21 protein-coding genes and 1 pseudogene are annotated in these 22,606 nt (G+C 68.4%); 5 read left to right on the forward strand and 17 right to left on the reverse strand.

Translation table 11 applies throughout. The features are described from left to right. The 3 genes and pseudogenes from IEW13_RS15145 to IEW13_RS15155 all read right to left on the reverse strand — a co-directional run. Window positions 1–258: pseudogene (locus IEW13_RS15145) on the reverse strand (ABC transporter substrate-binding protein); the annotation flags it as partial. A gap of 36 nt (window positions 259–294) precedes the next feature. Beyond that, the gene (locus tag IEW13_RS15150) at window positions 295–1,494 is read right to left on the reverse strand and encodes an acyl-CoA dehydrogenase family protein (protein ID WP_188551779.1); all 1,200 of its coding nucleotides are present in this window, start codon (window positions 1,492–1,494) and stop codon (window positions 295–297) included. Between the two features lie 13 nt (window positions 1,495–1,507). Continuing rightward, entirely contained in the window at window positions 1,508–2,896 is a 1,389-nt protein-coding gene (locus tag IEW13_RS15155; RefSeq protein WP_188551780.1) for an NtaA/DmoA family FMN-dependent monooxygenase, read from the reverse strand. A gap of 359 nt (window positions 2,897–3,255) precedes the next feature. On the opposite strand from IEW13_RS15155, the gene IEW13_RS15160 reads away from it, so the two are divergent. Then, window positions 3,256–3,912, forward strand: coding sequence for a GyrI-like domain-containing protein (locus tag IEW13_RS15160; RefSeq protein ID WP_188551781.1), 657 nt, complete (start codon window positions 3,256–3,258; stop codon window positions 3,910–3,912). A gap of 12 nt (window positions 3,913–3,924) precedes the next feature. Here IEW13_RS15160 and IEW13_RS15165 read toward each other — a convergent pair whose 3' ends face one another. From IEW13_RS15165 to IEW13_RS15190, 6 genes are all read right to left on the reverse strand, one after another. After that, entirely contained in the window at window positions 3,925–4,362 is a 438-nt protein-coding gene (locus IEW13_RS15165) for a TA system VapC family ribonuclease toxin (protein ID WP_188551782.1), read from the reverse strand. Beyond that, window positions 4,359–4,589, reverse strand: coding sequence for a CopG family transcriptional regulator (locus tag IEW13_RS15170; protein ID WP_188551783.1), 231 nt, complete (start codon window positions 4,587–4,589; stop codon window positions 4,359–4,361). Before IEW13_RS15170 ends, IEW13_RS15165 begins: the two co-directional genes overlap by 4 nt. Window positions 4,590–4,714: 125 nt before the next feature. Continuing rightward, complete coding sequence (locus IEW13_RS15175) at window positions 4,715–5,536, reverse strand: sulfite exporter TauE/SafE family protein (protein ID WP_188551835.1); 822 nt, start codon at window positions 5,534–5,536, stop codon at window positions 4,715–4,717. 263 nt (window positions 5,537–5,799) lie between these two features. After that, window positions 5,800–6,930 carry a baeRF11 domain-containing protein gene (locus tag IEW13_RS15180; protein WP_188551784.1) on the reverse strand — a complete coding sequence of 377 codons (1,131 nt, stop codon included), beginning with the start codon at window positions 6,928–6,930 and terminating at the stop codon, window positions 5,800–5,802. A 120-nt stretch (window positions 6,931–7,050) separates the two neighbouring features. Beyond that, window positions 7,051–8,952, reverse strand: coding sequence for an NHL domain-containing thioredoxin family protein (locus IEW13_RS15185; RefSeq protein ID WP_188551785.1), 1,902 nt, complete (start codon window positions 8,950–8,952; stop codon window positions 7,051–7,053). Window positions 8,953–9,017: 65 nt separating this feature from the next. Then, window positions 9,018–10,070: a hypothetical protein gene (locus IEW13_RS15190; protein ID WP_188551786.1), complete on the reverse strand. Its 1,053-nt coding sequence runs from the start codon at window positions 10,068–10,070 to the stop codon at window positions 9,018–9,020. Between the two features lie 232 nt (window positions 10,071–10,302). Here IEW13_RS15190 and scpC point away from each other — a divergent pair, with 232 nt between their 5' ends. Then, window positions 10,303–11,808, forward strand: a complete 1,506-nt coding sequence (gene scpC, locus IEW13_RS15195; protein ID WP_188551787.1) for a succinyl-CoA:acetate CoA-transferase ScpC — start codon at window positions 10,303–10,305, stop codon at window positions 11,806–11,808. After that, the gene (locus IEW13_RS15200) at window positions 11,809–12,579 is read left to right on the forward strand and encodes a YggS family pyridoxal phosphate-dependent enzyme (protein WP_188551788.1); all 771 of its coding nucleotides are present in this window, start codon (window positions 11,809–11,811) and stop codon (window positions 12,577–12,579) included. It abuts the gene before it with no gap. Window positions 12,580–12,594: 15 nt separating this feature from the next. Here IEW13_RS15200 and IEW13_RS15205 read toward each other — a convergent pair whose 3' ends face one another. Further along, window positions 12,595–13,947, reverse strand: a complete 1,353-nt coding sequence (locus IEW13_RS15205) for an aspartate aminotransferase family protein (protein WP_188551789.1) — start codon at window positions 13,945–13,947, stop codon at window positions 12,595–12,597. A gap of 116 nt (window positions 13,948–14,063) precedes the next feature. On the opposite strand from IEW13_RS15205, the gene IEW13_RS15210 reads away from it, so the two are divergent. Further along, complete coding sequence (locus tag IEW13_RS15210) at window positions 14,064–14,657, forward strand: LysR family transcriptional regulator (RefSeq protein WP_188551790.1); 594 nt, start codon at window positions 14,064–14,066, stop codon at window positions 14,655–14,657. Beyond that, complete coding sequence (locus IEW13_RS17695; RefSeq protein WP_188551791.1) at window positions 14,641–14,973, forward strand: LysR substrate-binding domain-containing protein; 333 nt, start codon at window positions 14,641–14,643, stop codon at window positions 14,971–14,973. The genes IEW13_RS15210 and IEW13_RS17695 overlap by 17 nt, the downstream gene beginning before the upstream one ends. Before the next feature lie 80 nt (window positions 14,974–15,053). On the opposite strand, the gene IEW13_RS15220 is transcribed toward IEW13_RS17695, so the two are convergent. From IEW13_RS15220 to IEW13_RS15250, 7 genes are all read right to left on the reverse strand, one after another. Continuing rightward, window positions 15,054–15,347 carry a nucleotidyltransferase family protein gene (locus IEW13_RS15220; protein WP_229745225.1) on the reverse strand — a complete coding sequence of 98 codons (294 nt, stop codon included), beginning with the start codon at window positions 15,345–15,347 and terminating at the stop codon, window positions 15,054–15,056. A gap of 260 nt (window positions 15,348–15,607) precedes the next feature. Continuing rightward, window positions 15,608–17,311, reverse strand: a complete 1,704-nt coding sequence (locus IEW13_RS15225; protein ID WP_188551792.1) for an ABC transporter substrate-binding protein — start codon at window positions 17,309–17,311, stop codon at window positions 15,608–15,610. After that, window positions 17,299–18,117 carry an SDR family NAD(P)-dependent oxidoreductase gene (locus IEW13_RS15230; RefSeq protein WP_188551793.1) on the reverse strand — a complete coding sequence of 273 codons (819 nt, stop codon included), beginning with the start codon at window positions 18,115–18,117 and terminating at the stop codon, window positions 17,299–17,301. Before IEW13_RS15230 ends, IEW13_RS15225 begins: the two co-directional genes overlap by 13 nt. Next, complete coding sequence (locus IEW13_RS15235) at window positions 18,114–18,983, reverse strand: SDR family NAD(P)-dependent oxidoreductase (RefSeq protein ID WP_188551794.1); 870 nt, start codon at window positions 18,981–18,983, stop codon at window positions 18,114–18,116. Before IEW13_RS15235 ends, IEW13_RS15230 begins: the two co-directional genes overlap by 4 nt. A 5-nt stretch (window positions 18,984–18,988) precedes the next feature. Further along, window positions 18,989–19,816 carry a polysaccharide deacetylase family protein gene (locus IEW13_RS15240; RefSeq protein WP_188551795.1) on the reverse strand — a complete coding sequence of 276 codons (828 nt, stop codon included), beginning with the start codon at window positions 19,814–19,816 and terminating at the stop codon, window positions 18,989–18,991. Continuing rightward, window positions 19,813–20,973, reverse strand: coding sequence for a C45 family autoproteolytic acyltransferase/hydrolase (locus IEW13_RS15245; protein ID WP_188551796.1), 1,161 nt, complete (start codon window positions 20,971–20,973; stop codon window positions 19,813–19,815). Before IEW13_RS15245 ends, IEW13_RS15240 begins: the two co-directional genes overlap by 4 nt. Then, window positions 20,970–22,274: an MFS transporter gene (locus tag IEW13_RS15250; protein ID WP_188551797.1), complete on the reverse strand. Its 1,305-nt coding sequence runs from the start codon at window positions 22,272–22,274 to the stop codon at window positions 20,970–20,972. Before IEW13_RS15250 ends, IEW13_RS15245 begins: the two co-directional genes overlap by 4 nt. Window positions 22,275–22,606 lie beyond the last annotated feature (332 nt).

Consider the following 22,606-nt stretch of genomic DNA (forward strand, 5'->3'; position numbering starts at 1 on the left):
CCGGGGGCATTCCACACCGTCGTCACCGTAACTGACGAGGGAGTCGAAGACCTGGCGGGAGGTGTATGCCTGCTGCACCCAGCCGCCCCATAGGCAGGGTGGTTCCTGATAATGCGCATAGGTGATCGTCCCGCCCTCGATCCGCTCACCGTCGCCGGCCCCGGAACCGGCGGGGGCGCAGCCGGCGACTGCGAGCAGAATAGAGGTGGCGCCGGCAGTCAGGCCGGCAGAGTGATGAACGCGAGTAGGTTGAGTCATGGACGGCCTTCTTCGGAAGTTGGTCTGCGGAGAGATCTAGCGAGGCTGGCCGGGTGGCCGCTGGTTGACGAGGAAATCCCCGATGGCCCGGGCCTTGTAGCCCGACGGGTTGTGGGATGACACGGTTCTGGCGTTCCTCCAATGACGGTCGAACGCCTTATCAGCGTCCAGCGCGGAGGCGCTGGTGGCTTCGAAGAAGTTCCATGTCAGCGCCGGAAGACGGGCACCGTTCACGACCTGCGCGGCGGCCGACGCGGCCGCGGCGTGGCTGAGTGCCCTGGAAGTCGCGTCGCTGTCCGCGCCGGGACCCTGCCGCGCCAGCAGGTAGTCGTCGAGGGCCTCAGCGGCGGCGAGAGTCGTCGCACGCAAGGAGAAAGCCTCCGCGCCCACAGCGCCGACGGTGTGCAGCACCTGGGGATCCTCGCGCGGTTCGGCACCGCCGGGAGCGAGCGGGTACTTCCGGTTCCGATGACGCACCGCCTCGCCGAGGTCCTCTGCCACCCGCTGGGCGATTCCAGCCTGGGTAGCGGAGTGCACGAGCTGATAGAACGCCTGGACGTAGGTGAAGGCGTCTGCATCGTCATGCACCAGGACGTGGTCACGCTCGACGGGAACCCCGGTGAATCGGGCGGTTCCGCTGGCGGTGAGCCGCTGGCCGAAGCCGTTCCAATCATCCGTGATCTCAATGCCCGGGGAACTCCGGGGCACGACGACCTCCGCGTATGTGCCGCCGTACCGCACCAGCACGTTGAGCCAGTCAGCGAAGATGCTCCCGGTGGTGTAGAACTTCTCGCCGTTCAGGTACAACCCGCCGTCCGTTTCCTCCAGCACAGTGTGCAGTTGAAGGAGTTCGGTAACGCCCTCGCCCCGGCGGGCCTTCTCAGAGGCCGCGGGGCCGAAGAACTCTCCTCTTCCGGCTGCTTCGAGGAACGCTGTCGTGGCTGAAGTCCTGCGCCAGAGGAGAAGTAATTCGACGAACCCCAGGTGCCCCCGGATGATCTGGGTGAGGTTCGAGTCAGCGGCGGCCAGCTGAATGAGGGTCTCAGTGAGCTGGTGGACGTTCTGCTGTTGCCCGCCGTGCTCAGCGGGCACTCGCAGCGCGCCTATGCCTGCCCGTAGAAGGTCACGCACCGCCTGATCAGGGAGCAGACGCCCGCGTTCTCGTTCCACGGCTCCTTCTCTCAGCTGAGAGATCAGGCCGGAAAGCGCCTTCCGGGTGTCGTCGACAGATGTCATCAGCCGACCCGACCTATCCGCGTGCGGGGATAGCGACGCGGTGGGCGCGGTGCTCCGAAGCGATCCGCGCCCCGTCGCGGAACAGCTTCTCCCGCAGCGTTCCCGGGTGGTACTCGCGCTGCGCAAGTCCCCTTTCCTGCAGGACTGGCACGACGTGCTCTACCCATTCGTCCCACCATCCCAGCGTGGTGACGGGCACGACGTTGAACCCGTCGACGCCCGCGTCCGACCATCGCTGGACGTGGTCCGCGATCTGCTCCGGAGTACCCGCGAACTTACCCGGCAAGAACGCGTGGCTCAGCAGATAGTCCTTGAACGTCGCTTCGCCTTCGGTGCCGTAGTCGGCTTCGGCCGCGGCACGGATGATCGACCTGACATGGTCGCCCTTTTCCACCCGCTTACGCAGTTCTGACAGCGGGGTGTCCGGGTCGATGCCGGTAAAGTCGATCCCGCTCCCCCCGCTCAAGAAGCCCAGCAAAGCGTCGAAGTCGACGTTCTCATGCAGATGCCGTTGCTTCCGGCGGGCTTCGTCCTCCGTCGAACCAATCACCGTGGACAGCTGGACGATCTTCTTCAGCGCAGAGGGGTTCCGCCCCTGCCTACGGGACTCTTCATCCAGGATGCCGATGTCCTTGCGTGCCGTCTCCGGCGTATACGAAGGGAGAAACGTCACTTCCGCATTGCGCGCGGCGAATTCACGTCCCGCCTGGGAGTTTCCAGCCTGAAACAACACCGGGGTGCGCTGCGGTGAGGGTTCGACGATATGAGGACCGGCAACGCTGTAGTACTCTCCGCGATGGTCGATGCGGTGAATACGTTCGGGGTCGAAGAACCGGTTGCTTTCCGGATCGTGAAGGACAGCTCCGTCCTCCCAGGACTTCTCCCACAGTTTGTAGGTCACGTCCACGTACTCCTGAGCCCAGCGGTACCGCTCGTCGTGGGGAACGATCCTGTCATAACCGAAGTTCTCGAAACCGTTCGTGAGATACGAGGTGACGATGTTCCATGCCGCCCTGCCGTCGGTGAAGTGGTCCAGCGAGGACAGTTGCCGGGCAAACTGGAAAGGGTGGCTCTGCACGACGTTGCTGGTCACTGCGAAACCAAGGTGTTCCGTCACCAGACCCAGCGCGGAGACGATCGTGATCGGATCCGGTTCCGGGAACTGAGAACCTGCCCTGACGGTGGCGCTGTCATCACCTTTGTCGATGTCATAGACGCCGGAGACATCGGCAATGAACAAGGTGTCGAAGAGACCGCGCTCCAAGGTCTTCACCACATCGACGTACGGCTCCAGCTTGGAGTACCCATATTGCACGCGCCCTTCCTGCGTACGCCAGTAACCATGACTGTGATGGTTCGGGGTCAAATGCAGGAACGCGTTGTAAATCAACTCCCGGGACATCGGTCTCCTTGCCGAAAAAGAAAGCATCGTGATTCTGAGATCAGGCAATCCCCGGTTCCCGGGCGACCGCTCTGGTCACTCTACGGCCCTCAGACACGCAGACTTCCCGGAAAGTTCGTTTAGGTCTGCGCGTGAGTAAATATGAGGAAATGAGTCTCATATGTCCATTTATTGCTGACGATGTCCGTAACTGAAACTAGAGCCCAGGGAGCAATCGATGGCACCCGCGATGGATTGGCGGCTGGGCCGCCACAAGACCCGCAGGAAGCTGCCGACGCCGCGCTACGTCCGGGAGCGTCCAGGGCACATGCTCACGGCAGAATGGACCACACAGACACGACAAGCATGGGACCGGTGCAATGAACCAGGACCGCGCCGCAGCCGGGAAGACCGATTTCAAACGGGAACTCGACGCCTACCGTGCCCGCGCGGGCGAGTTCCGGCTCGTCGATGTCCCCGCCTTGGAGTACCTCATGATCGACGGGTACGGGGATCCCAACACCGAGCCTGCGTACCGGGCCGCGATCGAGACCCTCTACCCGCTGGCCTACACGCTGAAGTTCCTGAGCAAGCGGGAGCTGGGACGCGATTACACCGTGATGCCGCTGGAAGGCCTGTGGTGGGCGGAGGATATGTCCGCCTTCACCGTCGCGCGTGACAAAACGGCGTGGAGCTGGACGCTGCTGATCATGACACCGGAGTGGATCGGGCCGGACCTGTTCGCCGCCGGGGTGGAAGCACTGCGGCAGAAGAGTCGCAAGGCCGCCAAAGCACTGCCTCCGCGCCTCGGTGACGTCCGGCTGGAGACCCTGTCGGAGGGGCGGTGCGTGCAGACGCTGCACATCGGCCGGTACGACGACGAGGCGGAGGTCCTGTCCCGCATGCATCAGGAGTTCATTCCCGGCCAGGGATTGCGGATGACCGGCACGCACCACGAGATCTACCTCAGCGACGCCCGGCGGACGACACCGGAGAAGCTCCGTACAATCCTCCGGCAGCCCGTCGAGGCACTGTAGGGCCGCAGCCGCTCACGGCCGGAGGTTCTCCACTGGGTTGAACCACGTCAAACCGGGAAACTTTCCAAAGTCAGAGTCAACGGAACACACCCCAATGCCATGTTCCATGGCAAGAGCAGCCACGTGCGCATCTGGCACAAGGTTGCCTCGGGCACCTACCGTTATGAGCAATTCCCCCAGAATGCGCGCATGACCGGCACCCGGATTCGGTATCCACGCGGCATCCGCGGCAAGCCAGTCTTCTATGTATGACCATGCTTCTCCCGGGCTCATGGGCAAACGCGAAACACGCGGATGCGTGGATATCCGCTGAAACGCCATCAGCGAAACCCAGGGAAGGCCAATGCGCGCGGAACCGTTCAGTGCCGTTTCGATCCATTCCGCGCACGCCTCGTGGTGCTCGCTATCGGCATCTACTGCATAAAGCAGGATATTCGCATCGACGATCATGCACGGTGCTCGTCATCCAGTGACTCCAGCGTCTCCGCAACACGTGTGACATCTACGGCGAAGCCCACGGAACGGCTGCGCTGAACGAAGCGCCGTGTCTCTCCCCGCTGCTCTGCACCTGCACGAGCAAGCTGATTGACAGCATCGCTGAAACTGATGTGCTTCTCTTGCTGAAGTCGCTCAGCCGCCTTGCGCACATCGTCGTCAAGCCGCACTGCCGTATCCATGACACCATGCTAGACAGCTTCCCGAGACCAAGAAACCCCCTGTGGACGGCATCACGCCAAGGTCCACTCGCCATACGCGCACCACGGGCTGCCGAACACAAGGGCGGACCGGCTGCCCGTCCGGCTCACGACCGGAGGTTCTCCACCCACACGTCGTAACCGAGCTTGACGACGAGCACCGCCACGACGGCCAGGAATGCCACCCGGATGAAGCCGCTGCCCCGGGCGATGGCCATCCGCGAGCCGATGTAGCTGCCGGCCACATTGGCCGCCGCGAGCATCAGGCCCAGGCCGAAGAACACCGAACCGTGCGGGATGAAGAACAGCAGGGCGCCGATGTTCGTGGCCAGATTGACGATCTTCGCCTTGGCGCTGGCGTGCAGGAAGTCGTAACCGAGCAAGCTCACCAGGGCGATGATCAGGAACGTTCCCGTCCCCGGCCCCAGGATGCCGTCGTAGAAGCCGATCGCCACCCCCACCGCCGCCGCGATGCCGTGATGCCGACGGCCGGAGAAACGCAGTTGGGTCTCCACCCCGAGGGCCGGCTTCAGCGCCGTCATGAGCCCGACCGCCACGAGCGCGATCACGATGACCGGCTTGAACACCTCCGCCGGCAGCAGCGCCGCCGCGGATGCGCCCAGGAAACTGCCGGCGAGCGCGACGAGCGCCATCGGCGCCGCGGTGCGCAGATCCGGTTTCACCCGCCGGAAGTAGGTGATGCTGCTGACCGTGGTGCCGAACACGGAGGAGATCTTGTTCGCCGCGAGTGCCTGCACCGGTGTCATGCCCGGGATCAGCAGCAGCGCGGGCAATTGCAGCAGCCCGCCGCCGCCGACCACCGCATCGATCCAACCGGCCAGCAGAGCAGCGAGGAGGATCAGCAGGAGCGTCGCCAGTGTCAGGCCCTCGGGGAACAGTCCCTCCGGTGCTCCCGCGAAGATCTCCATCCGGCCCTTCCCGCGCACGTCCAGCCGGCAGCCGGAACGTCCCACCGCCGTGCCCCATCCAACAAAACCTCGCTCATCCTAACGACCGGGGCGCATGCCGGCGCCATCGGCCGCTCGTCCGAAGACCCTGAACGGGGCTAGCAGGAACGTCGGAAGGTCCTGAGCAGTGCTGGCGGGAGTATCACCGTCGCGCCGCAGCAGCACGCCCGGCACCGTCCCTGCGGACGGCACCGGGCCGCTCAGGCCGGGGGCGGCCCCGCGGTTCAGACCGGGAAGCGCAGCACGGCCGCGGCGGAGGCGCCTTCCGGGATGTCCTCGGCGCGTACGGCCAGCACCCGGCCGCCGGTCAGCAGCACGCGGCGGGCGATCTCGTCGAGGACGCCGTGGTCCAGCGCGTCACCGTCCTCGTGCAGGGTCACGGTGCCGTCCTGCTCGTCCACGAGACCCGGTAGCTGCCCGTCGATGTCCACCAGCAGCGTCTCCACGGCGCCGTACGTCGCAGCGCGGGCCACCTGCTGCAGATCCAGGGCGGCATGCTGGTTGGTGGTGCCGTCCTCCAGACGCTGCCGCACGTCCTCGACCTGCTGCCGGTAGATCCGGTCCAGCACCTCCCGTGCGGCGCGGTCGAGTTCGCTGTCAGGCAGGCCCTCGGGATTGCCGTCGATGTCGTCGTCAGCCAGATGCGCGTAGCTGTTGACCGCCCGGTAGATGCTCGACAACGGCTCCGTCGCGGCGAGGATCAGCGGCTCGGTCCGGCCGGTCAGCAGCGGGCGCAGGCCACGGTCCACCGCACGGGCGAACTGACGCAGCCGTACCTTCTTGCCTTCCTCGCCGACTAGCCGCAGCGACGGCTCGGTGTCCTCGGTCAGCGCGGCTCCCAGGGCGCTCTCGATGTCGGCGGGCAGGCTGTCCAGCTGCACGGGTGCTGGCGGGGCGTCCGGGGAGATCTCGATCAGACGGACCGAGTTCTGGGCCAGGGCCAGGACGAAGGCCGTATGCGGGAAGGTGACGGCGCGCAGCAGCGGGGTCAGGAAGAACCGGTCGGAGACCTCCACCGCTTCGCTGAGGCGGTTCGGCAGCCGGTAGGTGCGGATGGAATCCGTGGTGAGGAACACCGCCAGGGACGTGGACAGATACCGCCAGAAGCCCTCATCGGCGAGGAGTTCCTCGACGTGGGACTCCAGTGCGCCGACGGCCTCCTGTCCCTGGCCGGCCGCCTCCAGCTGGGCTGCGGCCTCCTTGAAGGCGTTCTTCACCGCGAGCTTGTCCCGGCCGGCGCCTTCCGGGCCCATCGGCACGGGGGAGGTCGGCACGTAGATCGAGACCGCCGGCTCGGCGCGGACGTCGGCGAGCGCCTTGATATCGGCAGGTGAAGGGATATCGGTGTGCAGCATGCTGATCACCTCATCTCATCGGGGTACCCACCCTAGCGAACGCCCGCCGCGGCTCTCACACGGGGCACCCCGCATGAGGGCCGCGGCACCGGACGGGGCCCGGGTCGCCGCGCGAAGTCCTCAGGCGCCGCGCAGGTCCAGGTGCAGGGCGGCCTCGGCGCCCTCGTTCACCGTGACCGGGATACCCCAGTCCTGCTGATACAGATGGCAGGCGGCGTGCAGCGGGATCTCCCCGCCGGGTTCGCCGTCGCAGGCCGCGGCCCGCGCAGTGACATGCAGGACGCCGGATTCGATGCCGTCCCTCAGCGTGAGGGTGCGGGAGAGTCCCTCGCTGCCGCCGGCGCCCTCGGCGATGAGCTCCGGCGGTGTCGAGGAGACCTCCAGCCAAGTGGGATCGCCCCACCGGTCGTCCAGCTTCTGACCGGCCGGCACGGTGAACCCGATCTGCACGTCCAGGGTTCCCGGCGCCACGGGCGTCGGCGGACGCGTCGTGGACTTGGCCCCGTCGTCGACGATCTGGGCGTCGGCCGGGATGGCGACCCGGGTCAGCCGGTGAGCGGCGGACTCCACCACCATCAGATGGTAGGGGTCCTCGCCGGTGCCGGCGCCTGCGACCAGGACGTCCGAGGGTTCGGCCAGGCCGCGCGCCAGGGTGCTGACCTGGCCGGTGGCCGGCTCGTAGCGGCGGATGGCACCGTTGTAGGTGTCGGCGACGGCGATGGACGCGTCGGGCAGCACGGTCACGCCCAGCGGATGCTGGAGGCGCGCCTGCGCCGCCGGGCCATCCTGGAAACCGAAGTCGAACAGTCCCTCCCCGACCGCGGTGGTCGTCTCCCGGCTGCCCGGATCCAGGGATCGCAGCGCCGAGGACTCGGAATCGGCGAGCCAGACGGTGCCCTCCGGTGCCCGGGCCAGGCCGGAGGTCTGGGAGAACCAGGCCTGCTCGGCGGGGCCGTCCTTGAGGCCCTCGTTCATGGTCCCGGCGAACCAGCCGGCCTCGCCCGTGAGCGGGTCGAAGGCCCAGATGGTGTGATGCCCCGCCATCGCGATGAGGACTCGCCCGGTCTCCGGCGAGTAGAGCACGTCCCACGGGGAGGACAGCTTGATGTCCCGTGCCGGACCCCAGTACCGCCCGGCCTCCAGGTCATGGGTGCCGGTCACATTGTCCGCGGCTCCCACCATGAACTGCTCCCCGGTCCCGGCCAGCGTGGTGACCTCGCCGGTGTCCAGGTTCAGGCCCCGCAGCAGGTGGTTCACGGTGTCGGCGACCACCACGTGGTAGCCGGTCTGCGCGGCGAGGTCTTCCGGCAGCAGCGCGAGTCCCTGCGGCTCGGAGAAGCTCGCTTCGCCGGGACCGCCATCGGCGCTGCCCCGCTCACCGGTGCCGAAGCGCCGCAGCACGGTCTCGCCGTCCGCGCCGAGTTCCACCAGTGAATGGTGACCGGAGTCGGACACCAGCCAGGTGCCCGACGGCAGTGCCAGCGCCTTGCCTGGGTACTTCAGCTCGTGGGAGGAAGGCGGCGGCGGGACGTAGGGGCTGTCGCCGCGGCGCAGCGTGCCCTTGCCCTCGTGCTCGACGATGAGGTCCTCCAGCAGGCTGGCCAGGCCCGCCGAATGTCCTTCCCCGGACATCGAGGCGACGAGGTACCCCTCCGGGTCGATCACCGCGAGGGTCGGCCAGGCGCGCGCCGTGTAGGCCTGCCAGGTGACCAGGTCCGGGTCGTCCAGCACGGGATGGGCCACCTCGTAGCGCTCCACCGCCTGCTCGACGGCGGCCTCGGTGCGCTCGAACTCGAACTTCGGGCTGTGGACGCCGAGGATGACCAGCACATCGGCGTACTTCTCCTCCAGCGGGCGCAGCTCATCCAGGACGTGAAGGCAGTTGATGCAGCAGAAGGTCCAGAAGTCCAGCAGCACGACCTTGCCCCGCAGGTCCGCCAGGCTGAGGTCCTTGCCGCCGGTGTTGAGCCAGCGCCGGCCGGTGAGTTCCGGGGCGCGCAGGCGTACACGTGAAGCAGTCATGCCTCAAGTGTTCCACTCCCGGCCGCTCCGTGCCGTACCGGCTGTCACACCAGGGGCGGGGCGGTTCAATCCTCGTCCGCTGTGTCACGGAACCGCAGCCGCTCACGCTGCCCATGGGTGAGGCGGCGGACATCGGTGCTGTCGTCGAAGCCCGAGCCCAGCGCCCCGGCCACGACGCCCATCGCCGCGCTGAGCCAGGCGATCTCCACGTACTGCATGAGGCCCGGCGTCCCGCCGAGGATCTCCGCCATGAACCCCGGGTCGATCACGATGAGGGCGCCGAACAGGATGAGGACGAACAGCAGCACATAGAGCAGCAGCATGCACATCAGGAGGGTGAGCGCGGTCGAGCAGTTGTAGTGGAACGTGGCGGTGCGCCGATGCGCCGACGACGTCCTCTCCCACAGGCCGTTGCGGATCATCAGCCAGGCCGCCATCGCGGTGATCGCCAGGGCGCCGATGGCGGTCAGCCGGAACGCGGACAGGTGGGCGGCCATCTGCCAGATTGAGTTGTAGAAGATGCCGAACGCTCCCGTCGCCGAGGCTGCCGCCAGGGCGCTGGACAACCGGGGCACGGTACGCAGCGGCTCGTTCGCCAGCACCATGCCGACCAGGATCTTCGGGGTGCGTAACAGCTTAGGGGTGCGCAGCACCAGCGTGCCGTGCGCGTGGTCGCGGCGCCAGTCCGGCAGCGTCCCGCCGGGATCAGGCGCGACGGCCCGATCAGCCGTGCCGTTGTCCGCGAGCGCCTCCACGCACGACAGCAGCACCCGGGCCAGACGCCGCCGGGCGCCGAACGCTCCCAGGGCGGGCACCGAGACGACGGCCAGTCCACGCTCGGGCACCGCTTCAGCCAGCAAGATCGTCGCGTCCCGGTAGCGGGGGATCTCAGTGAGCAGGACGAACAGGCGGGAGGCGTCATCGTCGGCGTACCGGTCGATCACGCTGGTGTCGAACGCCGCGTCCTCGTCCAGGGGCAGCAGCTCCGTGGACACCGTGATGCGCACCGGTGCCCGGTACCGCGCGGCGAGGCGGTCCTGAACCCGTTCCTTCACGCGGTTCACCAGCCGGGTGGGCATGCCCGGATCGGCGATGACGGTCACCTCGAGGTGCTCCATACGCCCCGAAGCTAGCACGTCACCGCCACCGGAAGGCGCCGCGCCCCCTCCCGCGCGGACGCCGGGCCGAGGCAGGTGTGGGCGCCGCACCGGGCGCGGGCAGGCACGGGCCGTGCGAACCGGTCGAATAAGCTGGAGGTCACCGGAACGCGCACCCCCGTACTCTGCTCGGGAACCGGGAACGCACCCGTCCGCCTGCCACCCGTCCGAGTCGTCTCAAGGAAAGTACTCGATGCCGAGAATCACCTGCCCCGTCCTGAAGACCAAGGTCACCACCGCCCAGGAGGCGGCCACGCACATCGGCCACGGTCAGCGGGTCGGGATGAGCGGCTTCACCGGTGCCGGCTATCCCAAGGCGGTCCCCGGGGCGGTCGCGGAACGGGCGAAAGCGGCGCACGGGCGGGGCGAGGACTTCTCCATCGAACTGTGGACGGGTGCCTCGACGGCGCCCGAGCTGGACGGCGTCCTGGCCGAGGCCGGGGTCATCGCCAAGCGCCTGCCCTTCCAGTCCGATCCGACGCTGCGGGCGAAGATCAACTCGGGTGCGACGGAGTACATCGACACCCACCTGAGCCATTCGGCGCAGCAGGCCTGGTTCGGGTTCTACGGGAACCTCGATGTGGCGGTGGTGGAGGTCGCCGCGATCTTGCCCAACGGCATGCTGGTGCCGGGCAGCTCGGTGGGCAACAACAAGACCTGGCTGGAGCTGGCGGACAAGGTGATCCTGGAGGTCAACTCCTGGCATCCGCGGGCCTATGAGGGTTTCCACGACGTCTACTACGGCACCAAGCGCCCGCCGGAACGCCGTCCGATCCAGCTGCTGGAGCCGATGCAGCGCATCGGCGACCCCTACCTGCGGGTGGACCCGGGGAAGGTGGTGGCGGTCGTGGAGACCGACGCCCCGGACCGGAATCTGCCGTTCAAATCGCCGGACGAGAACTCCAAGGCCATGGCGGGCCACCTGGTGGACTTCCTGCGGCACGAGATCTCCCACGGACGCCTGCCGGCGAACCTGTTCCCTTTGCAGTCCGGGGTGGGCAACGTCGCCAATGCGGTGATGGCCGAGCTGGCGGAGAGCGAGTTCGAGCACCTCACCGCGTACACCGAGGTGATCCAGGACGGGATGCTCGATCTGCTCGACACCGGCAAGCTCACCGCGGTGTCGGCGACCTCGTTCTCCCTCTCGGCCGAACGGGCGGCGAGCTTCAACGCCCGCGCCGAGGAGTACAAGGGCCGGATCCTGCTGCGCACGCAGGAGATCTCCAACCACCCGGAGGCGATCCGCCGGCTGGGAGTCATCGCCATCAACGGCATGGTCGAGGCGGACATCTACGGCAATGTGAACTCCACCCACGTGATGGGCAGCTCCATCATCAACGGGATCGGCGGCTCCGGGGATTTCGCCCGGAACGCCTATCTGAACTTCTTCGTCTCACCGTCCGTCGCCAAGGGCGGCGCGATCTCCTCGATCGTGCCGTTCGCCAGCCACATCGACCACACCGAGCACGACACCCAGATCATCGTCACCGAGCAGGGCCTGGCCGATCTGCGTGGTCTGTCCCCTTCGGTGCGCGCCAAGCGGATCATCGCCGCCTGCGCCCACCCGGACTACAGGGACCGGCTGCAGGACTACTACGATCGGGCCGTGGCCGCGAACCCCGAGGGGCAGCACACCCCGCATCTGCTCAGCGAGGCGTTCCGCTGGCATGAGAACTACCAGCAGCACGGGAGGATGTAGATGAGCGCCGACGCGTCCGGTCGCCCTGGTGTTCCGCCCGCCGAGGACACTCCCGGCGCCGATGCCGCTCCTGCCGTTGATGTGGCCAGCAGGCTGGCTGACGTGCAGGCCGGGGTGGACGCCGCCCTGGAGCGCGCCGGCCGGGAGCCGGGGAGCGCGGCGATCCTGCTGGCGACCAAGATGCAGCCGCCGGAGCCGATTCTCCAGGCGTTCCGGGCCGGGTACACGCTCATCGGCGAGAACCGGGTCCAGGAACTCGTCGGCAAGGCCGAGGCGCTGAGCGCGGTGCCCCATGAAGCGCATCTGATCGGGCCGCTGCAGTCCAACAAGATCAACAAGGTCTTAGGGCTGGCCTCCTGCATCCAGTCGGTGGACTCCGCCGGGCTGGCTGAGAAGATCCAGCGGCGCCTTGAGGACCGCGATGCCGCCATCGAGGTGTTCCTCCAGGTGAACACCTCGCGCGAGGACAGCAAGTCCGGCGTGGCACCCGAGGACGCCGCAGCGCTCGCCCGTGCGGTGAGCGGCATGGAGCGGCTGCGCATCCGGGGCCTGATGACGATCGGCTTCCCGGGGGAGACTCCCGAGGAGATCCGCCCCTCCTACCGCGAGCTGGCGCGGCTGCGGGAAGACCTCATCTCCTCCGGAGCGCTGCCGGAGCACGCCACCGAGCTCTCGATGGGCATGTCCGGCGACTTCGAGCTCGCCATCGAGGAGGGCGCCACGATGGTGCGGATCGGCTCGACCGTGTTCGGAGCCCGTCCCAAGCCCTGAGCAGGCGGCGCGGTCTCAGCCCGCCACGGCGTCGAGCGCCTCCCCAAGGATCTCCACACCGCGGTCCAGCTCGGCCTCCGTGATGGTCAGCGGCGGCGCGATGCGGAACACGCCGCCCATCCCCGGGATCTGCACGATGTTCACGTGCAGGCCCCGCCGCAGGCACTCCCGCGTCACCTCATCGACGAGCGCCTCCGTCCGGTCCTCCGCGCCGGCACGGCCTCCGCCGGGCTCGCCGAGTTCCAGGCCCTGCAACAGGCCCCGGCCGCGGACATCGGCGACGACGGCTGACCGCTCTCGCAGGTCGCTCAGGCCGCGGTGGAGGCGTGCGCCGAGGGACGCGGCGCGCTCCACCAGGCCCTCCCGTTCGATCACTTCCAGGACGGCCAGACCCACCGAGGCGGCGAGCGGATCGTTGAGGTGCGTGGTGTAGAACAGGTAGCCGCGCTCGTGGCAGCGTTCCTCGATCTCCGGTGTCGTCACGACGGCCGCCACGGGCAACCCGGCGCCGAGCGTCTTGGAGAGCGTCAGGATGTCCGGCACGACCCCGTCGCGCTCGAACGCGTACATCGTCCCGGTGCGGCCCAGCCCGGTCTGGGCCTCGTCCAGGATCAGGAGCATGCCGCGGCGTTCGCAGTGCTCCTTCAGCCGGGTGAGGTAGCCCGGCGGCAGCTCGATGATCCCGCCGGAGGAGAGGATCGGCTCGACGAGGCAGGCCGCGAGCGCGCCGGTGGACTGACGGTCGATGAGCGCGAACCCGTAGTCCAGCTCTCCGGCCCAGTCGTGGCTTCCGTCGGGGTTCCGGAACGGCGAGGCGGCCGGGTGCGGGGTCGGCAGGGCGAGGCTGCCGGGCATCCACGGACCGTAGCCTCGCCGCCCGGCCGAGAGCGTGGCGGAGGCGGCACCATAGGTCATGCCGTGCCAGGAGCGGTCGAATGCGACCACCTCGTAGCCGCCGGTGTACATCTTGGCCATCTTCAGCGCCGCCTCGTTGGACTCCGCCCCGGTGGTCAGCAGCAGGGTCCTGGACAGCTGTTCCGGAAGGGTGCCGGCCAGGCGCTCGGCGAAGTCGACGACCGGCCGGCTGAGCATGCCCGAGAACAGGTGGTCCAGCGTGGCGACGGACCTGGACACCGTCTCGACCACGGCCGGGTGGGCGTGCCCGAGCACGGCGCTCATCTGGCCGGAGGTGAAATCGAGGATCCGGTTGCCGTCGCCGTCGTAGATGTACGAACCGTTCGCGCGGTCGATGACGACGGGCGAGTACGCCCCGCCGTACCGCGCGACGTACCGCCGTGCCCTGTCCCAGAACTTGTCGGCCTGTCCGGCCTGTGCGATCTGTTCGGTCTGCTCGGCCTGTTCCGTCATTGCCTGTCCCCGCCTTCCCTCGCCTAACTCTCCGGTGTTCCCATCCTGGAAGGCATCGGCGTCCGGGACAAGCACACGATTCCGACGAATCGTTCGCCATCGCCTACGATTTCTTCATGCTCAGTCCTCATCGGCTCCGGGTGCTGCAGGCCGTGGTCGCGGCCCGCTCGGTGCACGGCGCGGCACGCAATCTGCACTACGCGCCGGCCACGGTCAGCCAGCACATGAGCGCGCTGGCACGGGAGACCGGACTGGTCCTGTTCACGAAGGACGGCCGTGGACTGCGGCCGACGAGCGCGGCCCTGAAGCTGGCGGAGCAGGCCGAGGAGGCGCTCTCCACGCTGGACCGCCTCGACACGGTGGTGGAGGATCTGCGGCAGGGCCGGTCCACGCGCCTGGCCATCGCGACCTTCTCTTCCGCGGCCGAGCAGTGGTTGCCGGAGGTGGTGCGAAGCGTGCGGCGGCAGGACCAGGAGACCACCGTCGAGATCAGCCTGAACGAACCCTCCGGGGGCGGCGGGCGCCGCCCGGCGGACATCGACCTGCGCAACGAGTCCCCGGATGACGCCGCCCAGCACTTCGAGGGGTACACGCGGGTGCCGCTGTGCGTGGAGGAGTTCGCGGTGGTGCTGCCGGAAGAGCACCGGCTGGCCGCCCTGCGGTCCGTCCCGATGCAGGAGCTGGGGGGACGAGATGTGGGTGGACCATGACATCTACGACAGCCCCACCGGCCGGATCGTCCTGGCCGGGTGCCAGGCCGCGGGGTTCACGCCGCGGTTCGCGGCCCGGCTGGACGACCATCATGCGGCGCTCAGCCTCGTCGCGGCGGGTCTCGGCGTGGCCGTGCTGCCGCGCCTGGCACTCGCGCGGCTACCGGAGGGCGCTGTGACGCGCCCGCTGGTCCGGCCGCGGGTTCAACGGCGCATCGTGGCCCACCTCAGGCAGGAGACCGCCGCGAACCCCCTCGTGGCGGCCGCGCTGGCGTCCCTCCAGCACCAGGCCGCCGCGACCCAAGGGCACAGATAGACCTGCGGACCGTAGGGTCTCCCCAACCACGAGTACTATCACCGTGCCGAGTTTCGCCGCAGCACTGCTACAGCCCCGCTTCAGCTCGCATAGACGTCCTGTGCGCTCTCCAAGGCTGACGCTTTGAAGAACGGGTTCTTCACCGAGCGCTCCATCACGAGATCGATTTCTCGACCGACGATCCGCTCCAGATCGACCTTCAGATCGAAGTAGTCCTGGAAGAGGTTCTCCCGGTTTGGCTGGAAGGCAACGAGGAAGTCGACATCGCTCGTCTCTGGATCGAAATGGTCGGTGAGCACCGAGCCGAAGACACGCAGGCGTTCCACGCCGTACCGCTGGCAGGCACGCCTGATCGCATCGATGTCGAGGAACACAGCGGTTTCCATGCGCTCGCAGATCGGGTACTCCTCGACCAGATGTCTGGGCAAGGACAGTCGCAGTGCGACCGCCGGGCAGTTCTTCTTCAGATCACGCGCTTCCGCCGGCGAGCGGGCGCAGACACGCCCGTCAGACCGCCCCGGCAGCGGCCGAAAAGCCGCCGCTGTTCCAGATTCCCACCGCTGATCACGAGTGGATATTGGAAACAGCCGTGGCTTTCACGGGCACGCACCCTACGAGCGGCCAGCGTTCCGGTTCAGCCGGCGAGCAGCACATGCCGTCCGCGCCGGATGCGGAACGACAGAAAGGGCTGGCCGATGGTGGGGTCATCGGTGTCGTAGGGATAGCAGAGCGTCTTCCGCCGACCCTGGTCGAAATGGTAAGTACCCGTCACGCCGTGGAAGACGAGTTCGGAGACCCGCCGGTTCAGGCCCTCCGCATCGCCGCTGAACCCGTTGGCGCGCCACGCCTCCACCAGCAGGTTCACCATGTCGTAGTGCACTGCCGCACTGCCGATGCCCGGTTCCTCCGCGTATCGCTCGCGGAAACCCGCCTCGAACTGCCGCCCGAGGTAGTTGTTCGAGTTGCCCACCAGCGTCGTCCACACCAGCCCCTCGGCCAGCTCGGCGTTGCGGTCGATGAACCCCGGGATCCCGGGCGCCCAGACGCAGTATTTGAGCGGATCGTAGCCGAGCGTCCTGAAATGGCGCAGCAGGCTGACGAGTGCCTGCTCGATGTAGATCCCGAGGTAGACCACCTGCGCGCCCGCCTGGTGAAGTTCCAGCGCCACCGTGGCCCATTCCTCGGCGCCGTCGTCGTAGGTGATCACGAGCGGATCAATGCCGTGCCGCTCCCGCAGGCTCTGCACCAGCGAATCGCGGGTGCTCAGACCCAGGTCGTCGTGGCGGACGACGAGTGCCACCCCTCCGCCGCGCCGGAGCGAGGCCACGTTCATATGCTCGTCGATGAACTCGGTGAACGCGCGGACGTAGACCGACTCGTCCGAGCACATCTGGAAGACGGACGAGCGACGGGAGCGGAAGTCGACGTACCGGGCCAGGCTCTCGTTGACCATGGAGTGCACCGTGGGCAGGCCGTCCTCGGTGACCAGGTCGAACAGCGAGCTCAGCCCGCGGGTGCTGGTATTGCCGATGATGAGCGCGTCGATCCCGGTCGCCAGCAGCGCGCGCAGATCATCCTCGCGCCGCTCCGGGCTGGTCAGGGCGCGCGTCAGCTGGACCCGGCAGGTCGCGGGCACAGTGGCCGAGCCGCTCAGCCGTTCCACCGCGTAGTCCTGACCCATCATCATGGCCCGCACATCGTGCTTGCGCGGCACGACGCCCTCGATGAGCGCGCCGATGCGGAACACGCGTTCCTGGGACTCGGCTGCCGCCAGCCGGAGTCCGTCACCGTCGGCGGGAGCGGTCTCCGGGCCCAGCACGGCGAGTTCCTCCAGGAAGCTGCCCGCACCCCCGTCGAGGCAGACCGGATGCACCCATCCGGAGCGGGCGGCCACTAGGCTCGCCAGTGCCGCGCGGGAGGGCAGCCCGAGCTTGCCGAGGATATTGGACAGATGCTTCTCCACGGTGCGCGGCGTGCAGGCGCACTGGAGCGCCGTCTGCGCATTGGTGTTGCCGGCCGCGACCAGGCTCGCGATGCGATGCTCGCTCGGCGTGAGCCCGCCGAAGCTCATCCCGCGTTCGATCAGGACATCGCAGCTCGGGCGGGCGCGCAGATGATGGCCGCGTTCCAGGGTGACCCGCGTGCGGGTGCCGCCGAGGTCGATCACGTAGAAGCGCAGCTGTGACAGCGAGGAGCGCAGGAAGCGCGGCACGACCGCCTCGACACCCCGGACCACATCATCCGGGGAGGCGCCCTGGAACCTGACACCGGTGCCGGTGTGCTCCGCCCGTAGCCGTACGATCTCCGCGCGGCGCTCAGGGACCGTCAGCCCAGCCACGCCGTGCTCTCCGGCGTGCCCAGCCGGTTGCCGCCGTCCACCGGGACCACCGCGCCGTTGACCCACGCCGACCGGGGGCTCAGCAGCCAGAGGTAGGTGTCCACCAGGTCGTCCGGGACTGCCAGCCGCGGTGTGAGGGCGCCCGAGAGCAGCTTCTCCTCGTAGCCGCCCGGGATCGCGTTCAGCTCGGAGCCCGCGGAGACATAGCCCGGGGCGACGATGTTGGCGCGCAGCCCGTCGACGTGCCGCTCCAGGGCGAGGGTCTGGACCAGGACGTCCAGCGCGGCTTTGGAGGCCGAATAGGCGGCGGTGCCGATCTTCAGCCGGGATGCCGCGAGACTGGAGGTCACGACGGCGCTGCCGCCGGGGCCGCCCGCAGGGGCGGCCGGCGCATCCGATGCGGCTGCCGCGTCCGGCGCCCCCAGGGCATCGGCGTAGGCGTTCAGCAGCGCGGCCGGGGCGAGGGCGTTGATCCGCATCAGCCGCTCGACCTCCGCGGCCGGGTGCTCACTGAAACGCCGGGCCGGATACAGACCGGAAGCGATGACCAGGCCGTCCGGTGCGCCGATGCGGCCGGTCAGCCGGCGGAGGGCCGCGACGGCCCCATCGACGTCGTCCAGGTCGATCGCGTCCCAGGAGGCGAAAAGGCCGTCACCGGGGGCACGCGGCTCCCGGTCGAGCCCGTGCACCTGCGCGCCGGCGGCCCGCAGCGCCGTGGACACCGCCGCACCGATGGCGCCGGCCGCGCCGACGACGGCGATGCGGGCCCCGCTCAGACCCAGCCAGGCGTGATCGTTCGTACTCATAACCGCAGCAGATACCCTCCGTCGACGTTGAGAACACTACCTGTGATGTACGTCGCCTCGCCGGAGACGAGGAACGCGACGGCACCGGCGACCTCGGCCGGCTCCCCGGGCCGCCCGAGCGCGGCCGGAGACAGCCGGGCGGAGAACTGCTCGGGGCTCAGATCGTCCGTGATCCCGGTCCGGAAGAGACCCGGCGCCAGGCAGTTCACCCGGATCCCCCGCGGCGCCAGTTCGGACGCCGTCAGGCGGGTGAGCGCCTCGATGCCGGCCTTGGCCGCCTGATAGGCCGGTGAACTGGGGATGTTCGGCGGGCCGGGCGGCGGGTTCTGGCCGTAGATGGAACCGATGGTCACGATCGACGATCCCGGTGGCAGCGCGGGGGCGCAGTGCTTGATGCCCAGCCAGGTGGAGGTGAGATTCGCACGCAGGAGCCGGTCCCATTCCTCCTCCGTGCAGTCGAGCACGGAGCTGCGGCCGCCTGCGCCGGCGGCGATGACCAGGGCGACCGGATCGCTCGCCGTCGTCGCCCCGGCCTGTCCCGGCGCGGTTTCCTCCTCCGGTTCACTCCGGCCCCGTGCCCTTCTCTCCCCGGGCTCTCCGTGGCCCGGCGCCGCGGAGCTGCGCTCTTCCAGCGCGGCGGCGACCCGCTGCCAGGTCTCGGCTACGCCGGTATCGCCGGGCACATGCGCATCGGCCTCGCTCTCCGGGCGAAGGTCGACGCCGATGACGTACCTGCCCTCCCGCTGGAGCCGCCGCACGATGGCGGTGCCCAGCACACCGGACGCCCCGGAGACGACGGCGGCCCCGCCTACCGCACCGCTCTGCTCGGCGCCACCCACGGCGTCAAAGCGCTCGGAGCCGGTCACCGGCGTCACCTCCCGGCGGCCAGGAAGTCCCGCGCCACCTGCTCGCAGGTGACGAACCCGGCGCCCGCCTCCAGCAGGCGGTCCAGATAGGCGTTGAAGTGCAGCATCCGCTGGCCGCGGCCGAGCACCTGCGGGTGGAAGGTGGCGATGGAGACGCCGCCGGGCTGGATCTGCGTCATATAGGTGAAGTCGTCGAAGTACGCCTCGAACATCTCCTTGGCCGTCTTGGGCCCGGGCTGGACGCCGGCATCGCTCTTGAGCCACTCCAGCTGCGGGTAGTCGTCCAGCGACCAGGCGACGGGGATCTCCACGATGCCGGTGGTCTCACCGAACACGAACGGCGCGTCCGGCGGGCAGGCGTCTCCCTTGCGGACGAAGTACGGCTCGTAGTCCTGGCCCATCAGGCTGGAGTCGTAGATCAGGCCGGCCTCCTCGATCAGCGGGACCGTGTGCGCGGTGAAGTCCCAGCTGGGGGTGCGCAGGCCTACCGGCTGGACGCCCAGGACCCGGTCGAAGGCCTCGACCGAGCGTTCGATGGTCTCCCGCTCGCCCTCCTCGGTCAGAGTGGAGACGAGCTCGTGCACGTAGCCGTGCAGGGCCAGCTCATGACCGGCGTCGCGGATCATCCGGCACTGCTCGGGGTAGGTCTCCACGGTGTGCCCGGGCACGAAGAACGTGGCCGTGATGTCCCGCGAGCGAAGGGAGCCGAGGATGCGCGGGATCGCGTAGGCTCCGAACTCCCCGCGGGAGACCGGGCCGGGCGAGGTCATGCCGCGGACCATCCACAGCGCGATCGCGTCGAAGTCCAGGGTGATGGCGACTCGGGGTGTCATAGGGTCACGGCCTCCTCGGCTCGGGTGTGCGGGGTACGGGGATCGAGTACCGTCTCGGGCTCGGGGTCGTCGAAGACCCGGTCCAGCTGCCAGGCGGTGTAGGGGTGGCGGCAGGCGTTTTCCGGCGCGATGGCGAACACCTTGCGGGTGAGGTCCATGACGACGGAGTACAGGGTGGAGACGGCGGTGTCCGGTGCCGCGGCCGGGTCGGCATGCCGGCAGATGCTCTCGGGGAAGGACAGGTGGTCGCGCAGGGCGCCGGCCATCTGGTCCTCGGTGAGCAGCGGCGCGGCGTCGTCCAGGAGCCGGTGCATCCGGGTGTCGCGGATCAGGGTGAGGGCTGAGCGCGGTGCGAACGCGTCCCGGTGCCCGATGGCGCTCTGGAAGTGGTTGGAGTGGGTGAGGATGCCTCGTTCGGGCAGTACGCGCCCGAACGTCCCGGGCGCCACCTCCAGGTCGATCACCTCGCCTTCCCCCGAGCCGAGCACGATGTTCCCCGAGGCGACGCGTTCGGTGTTGAGGATGGCCGTCATGGCGCGGCTCAGATTCGTGCTCTCCAGAGCGCCGCGGAGCAGGTAGTGATAGGGAACGCCGATGCCGGCGCGGTCCGCATCGGATGCGAGGAGGTTCGCGCAGACGCCGATGCCGGCGGAGTTCAGGCCGGACTTCGCCATCATGCCGGCTTCCGTGAGGGAGATGACCCGGTGTCCTGTGGTGTCCTCGGTGGCGATGACGAAGGTGGTGTCCTTCAACGCCACCCGCCAGTCCCAGTTCTGCAGCAGGTAAGTGGAGCCGTTCGCGGTGCGCTGGGGCATGATGCCGGCGGTCGTGCAGCCGTCGTCGTGGTAGCCGGTGCCGTAGAGGATCTCCGTACGGGCGTTCAGCGCCGCGATGGCGTAGGGCTCGACGCCGGCCCCTTCGGCCAGCCCGATCAGCTGGTCCCGGACCGTGGCGGAGTAGTCGCCGGCGACCCGCAGGAAGGTCTCGCCCCAGCGCCGGTGCTCGTCCCGGCTGAGACGGGCCTCGGCGGAGAAGCGCCTGGCGTAGTGCTCCAGGGTGGCCTGGATCTCCGCGCCGGTGGCGGCGCCGATCTGGGCGCCGATCTCGCGGGGCGTGCCCCGGGCGACGATCAGCCTGGGCGCGGCCTGCCCGCTCACCTGAGCTCCTCCTTGTAGGTCTCGCGCATCCGGACGATCACGATCAGCGTGATCAGGCCCGCGACCGTGGGCAGCAGCGCGGCGCTGAGCGCAACGCCGGTGGCGCTGACGACGGCGGTGCCGATGAAGGGCGCGGTGCCGCCGAACGCCATGACGGAGAAGTTGTAGCCGATGCCCAGTGCCGAATAACGCACGTTCGTGGGGAAGAACTCGCTGAGGGCGGCGATGCCGGCGCCGGAGAACGCAGCCAGGATGGTCGCGATGACGAACTGCGCGACGAGGATGAGGGCGTGCGAGCCGGTGGTCATGAGGTACAGCGCCGGGAAGCTGAGCAGCAGGAAGCCACCGGAGCCGACCAGCAGCAGCGGTTTGCGCCCGATGCGGTCGGAGAGCAGGCCGAAGGGCGCGATCAGCAGCATGAAGTAGATCAGCACGATGAAGTTGGAGAACCGGGCGAAGCCGGGATCGACGCCGACCGTGCTGCTCAGGAACGTCGGGACGTAGGTCAGGAAGAAGAAGTAGGCGACGGTCCACACCACGGTGAACCCGAAACCCCGGACGATGGCGGGGAACTGGGTCTTGATCGCGACCGTGAGCGGTGCTTTGACCACATTGTCCTTGGCTTTCTCCTCCCGGAAGGCAGGGGTGTCCTTCATGCCGTAACGCAGGACGATGGCGGCGATGCCGGTCAGCGCACCCAGCAGGAAGGGGATGCGCCAGCCCCAGGCGAGCATCTGCTCGTCGTCCAGGATGGTGGTGAGGCCGGTGACGACCCCGGAGGCGAGCAGGAAGCCGCCGGCGGTGGACACCTGGTTGAAGCTGCCGAAGAACCCGCGCCGGTGGGAGGGCGCGTACTCCACCAGGACGGCAGCGGAGCCGGACCATTCCCCGGCCACGGCGATGCCCTGGCACATCCGCAACAGGACGAGGAGGATCGGCGCCAGCACGCCGATGGTCTGGTAGGTCGGCAGCAGGCCGATCATGACGGTGACGGCGGCCATGCCGATGACGGACAGCAGCAGCGCCAGCTTGCGGCCGAACTTGTCACCCAGGTGCCCGAAGATCAGCGTGCCCAGCGGCCGGGCGACGAATCCGACCGCGAACGTCGCGAACGTCGCCAGCAGCGAGGCGGTCTCGTTCGTGGTGGGGAAGAACAGCTGCCCGATGTAGACGGCCAGGTACCCGTATACGAGGTTGTCGTAGCTCTCCATCAGGTTGCCGAAGCTGCTGGCGAAGACCGCGCGCTTGGCTCCCTGGGGCAGCGACTCCCGTCTCAGGTGGGACGCTGATTCCGTTGACATTCTGACCTCCGTGAGCTTGTGCCATGCGTCACATCAGTTAAGCGTCGGAGGTCGAGGCGGCGCCTGCGGGGAAACCCGTATCGGAGCGTATGGAATATAACGTTCTGATAACGGGAAGTGCCTGTAGTGCCCGCACGATGAAGCCGGCCGCCTGCAGACGAGGTGGGCGCCGCGGACAGCCGGCGCTTCCACGCTAGGCGGGCGTCGAGCACTCCGCCTAGCGGAAGACGGCGGTATTGGGCCCTCACGCGGACCCTGCCCGGCAGGCCCGCCGGGCTTTGCAGACCGAAACGGGACGGCCCGGGAATGACCCTTTCCGGCACAACCATCTA

Origin of the sequence: Sediminivirga luteola (assembly GCF_014639315.1) — a bacterium.
In the GTDB taxonomy this organism is placed as follows: Bacteria; Actinomycetota; Actinomycetes; order Actinomycetales; family Brevibacteriaceae; genus Sediminivirga; species Sediminivirga luteola.

What these genes read in the sequence shown, in the direction of transcription:
- IEW13_RS15180 (WP_188551784.1), bottom strand. Translation starts at nt 6,930, where the DNA reads ATGCTGCACACCGATATCCCTTCACCTGCCGATATCAAGGCGCTCGCC.
- IEW13_RS15250 (WP_188551797.1), bottom strand. Translation starts at nt 22,274, where the DNA reads ATGTCAACGGAATCAGCGTCCCACCTGAGACGGGAGTCGCTGCCCCAG.
- IEW13_RS15155 (WP_188551780.1), bottom strand. Translation starts at nt 2,896, where the DNA reads ATGTCCCGGGAGTTGATTTACAACGCGTTCCTGCATTTGACCCCGAAC.
- IEW13_RS15240 (WP_188551795.1), bottom strand. Translation starts at nt 19,816, where the DNA reads ATGACACCCCGAGTCGCCATCACCCTGGACTTCGACGCGATCGCGCTG.
- IEW13_RS17695 (WP_188551791.1), top strand. Translation starts at nt 14,641, where the DNA reads ATGTGGGTGGACCATGACATCTACGACAGCCCCACCGGCCGGATCGTC.
- IEW13_RS15175 (WP_188551835.1), bottom strand. Translation starts at nt 5,536, where the DNA reads ATGGAGATCTTCGCGGGAGCACCGGAGGGACTGTTCCCCGAGGGCCTG.
- IEW13_RS15170 (WP_188551783.1), bottom strand. Translation starts at nt 4,589, where the DNA reads ATGGATACGGCAGTGCGGCTTGACGACGATGTGCGCAAGGCGGCTGAG.
- IEW13_RS15160 (WP_188551781.1), top strand. Translation starts at nt 3,256, where the DNA reads ATGAACCAGGACCGCGCCGCAGCCGGGAAGACCGATTTCAAACGGGAA.
- IEW13_RS15210 (WP_188551790.1), top strand. Translation starts at nt 14,064, where the DNA reads ATGCTCAGTCCTCATCGGCTCCGGGTGCTGCAGGCCGTGGTCGCGGCC.
- IEW13_RS15205 (WP_188551789.1), bottom strand. Translation starts at nt 13,947, where the DNA reads ATGACGGAACAGGCCGAGCAGACCGAACAGATCGCACAGGCCGGACAG.
- IEW13_RS15190 (WP_188551786.1), bottom strand. Translation starts at nt 10,070, where the DNA reads ATGGAGCACCTCGAGGTGACCGTCATCGCCGATCCGGGCATGCCCACC.
- IEW13_RS15185 (WP_188551785.1), bottom strand. Translation starts at nt 8,952, where the DNA reads ATGACTGCTTCACGTGTACGCCTGCGCGCCCCGGAACTCACCGGCCGG.
- IEW13_RS15165 (WP_188551782.1), bottom strand. Translation starts at nt 4,362, where the DNA reads ATGATCGTCGATGCGAATATCCTGCTTTATGCAGTAGATGCCGATAGC.
- IEW13_RS15230 (WP_188551793.1), bottom strand. Translation starts at nt 18,117, where the DNA reads ATGAGTACGAACGATCACGCCTGGCTGGGTCTGAGCGGGGCCCGCATC.
- scpC (WP_188551787.1), top strand. Translation starts at nt 10,303, where the DNA reads ATGCCGAGAATCACCTGCCCCGTCCTGAAGACCAAGGTCACCACCGCC.
- IEW13_RS15200 (WP_188551788.1), top strand. Translation starts at nt 11,809, where the DNA reads ATGAGCGCCGACGCGTCCGGTCGCCCTGGTGTTCCGCCCGCCGAGGAC.
- IEW13_RS15150 (WP_188551779.1), bottom strand. Translation starts at nt 1,494, where the DNA reads ATGACATCTGTCGACGACACCCGGAAGGCGCTTTCCGGCCTGATCTCT.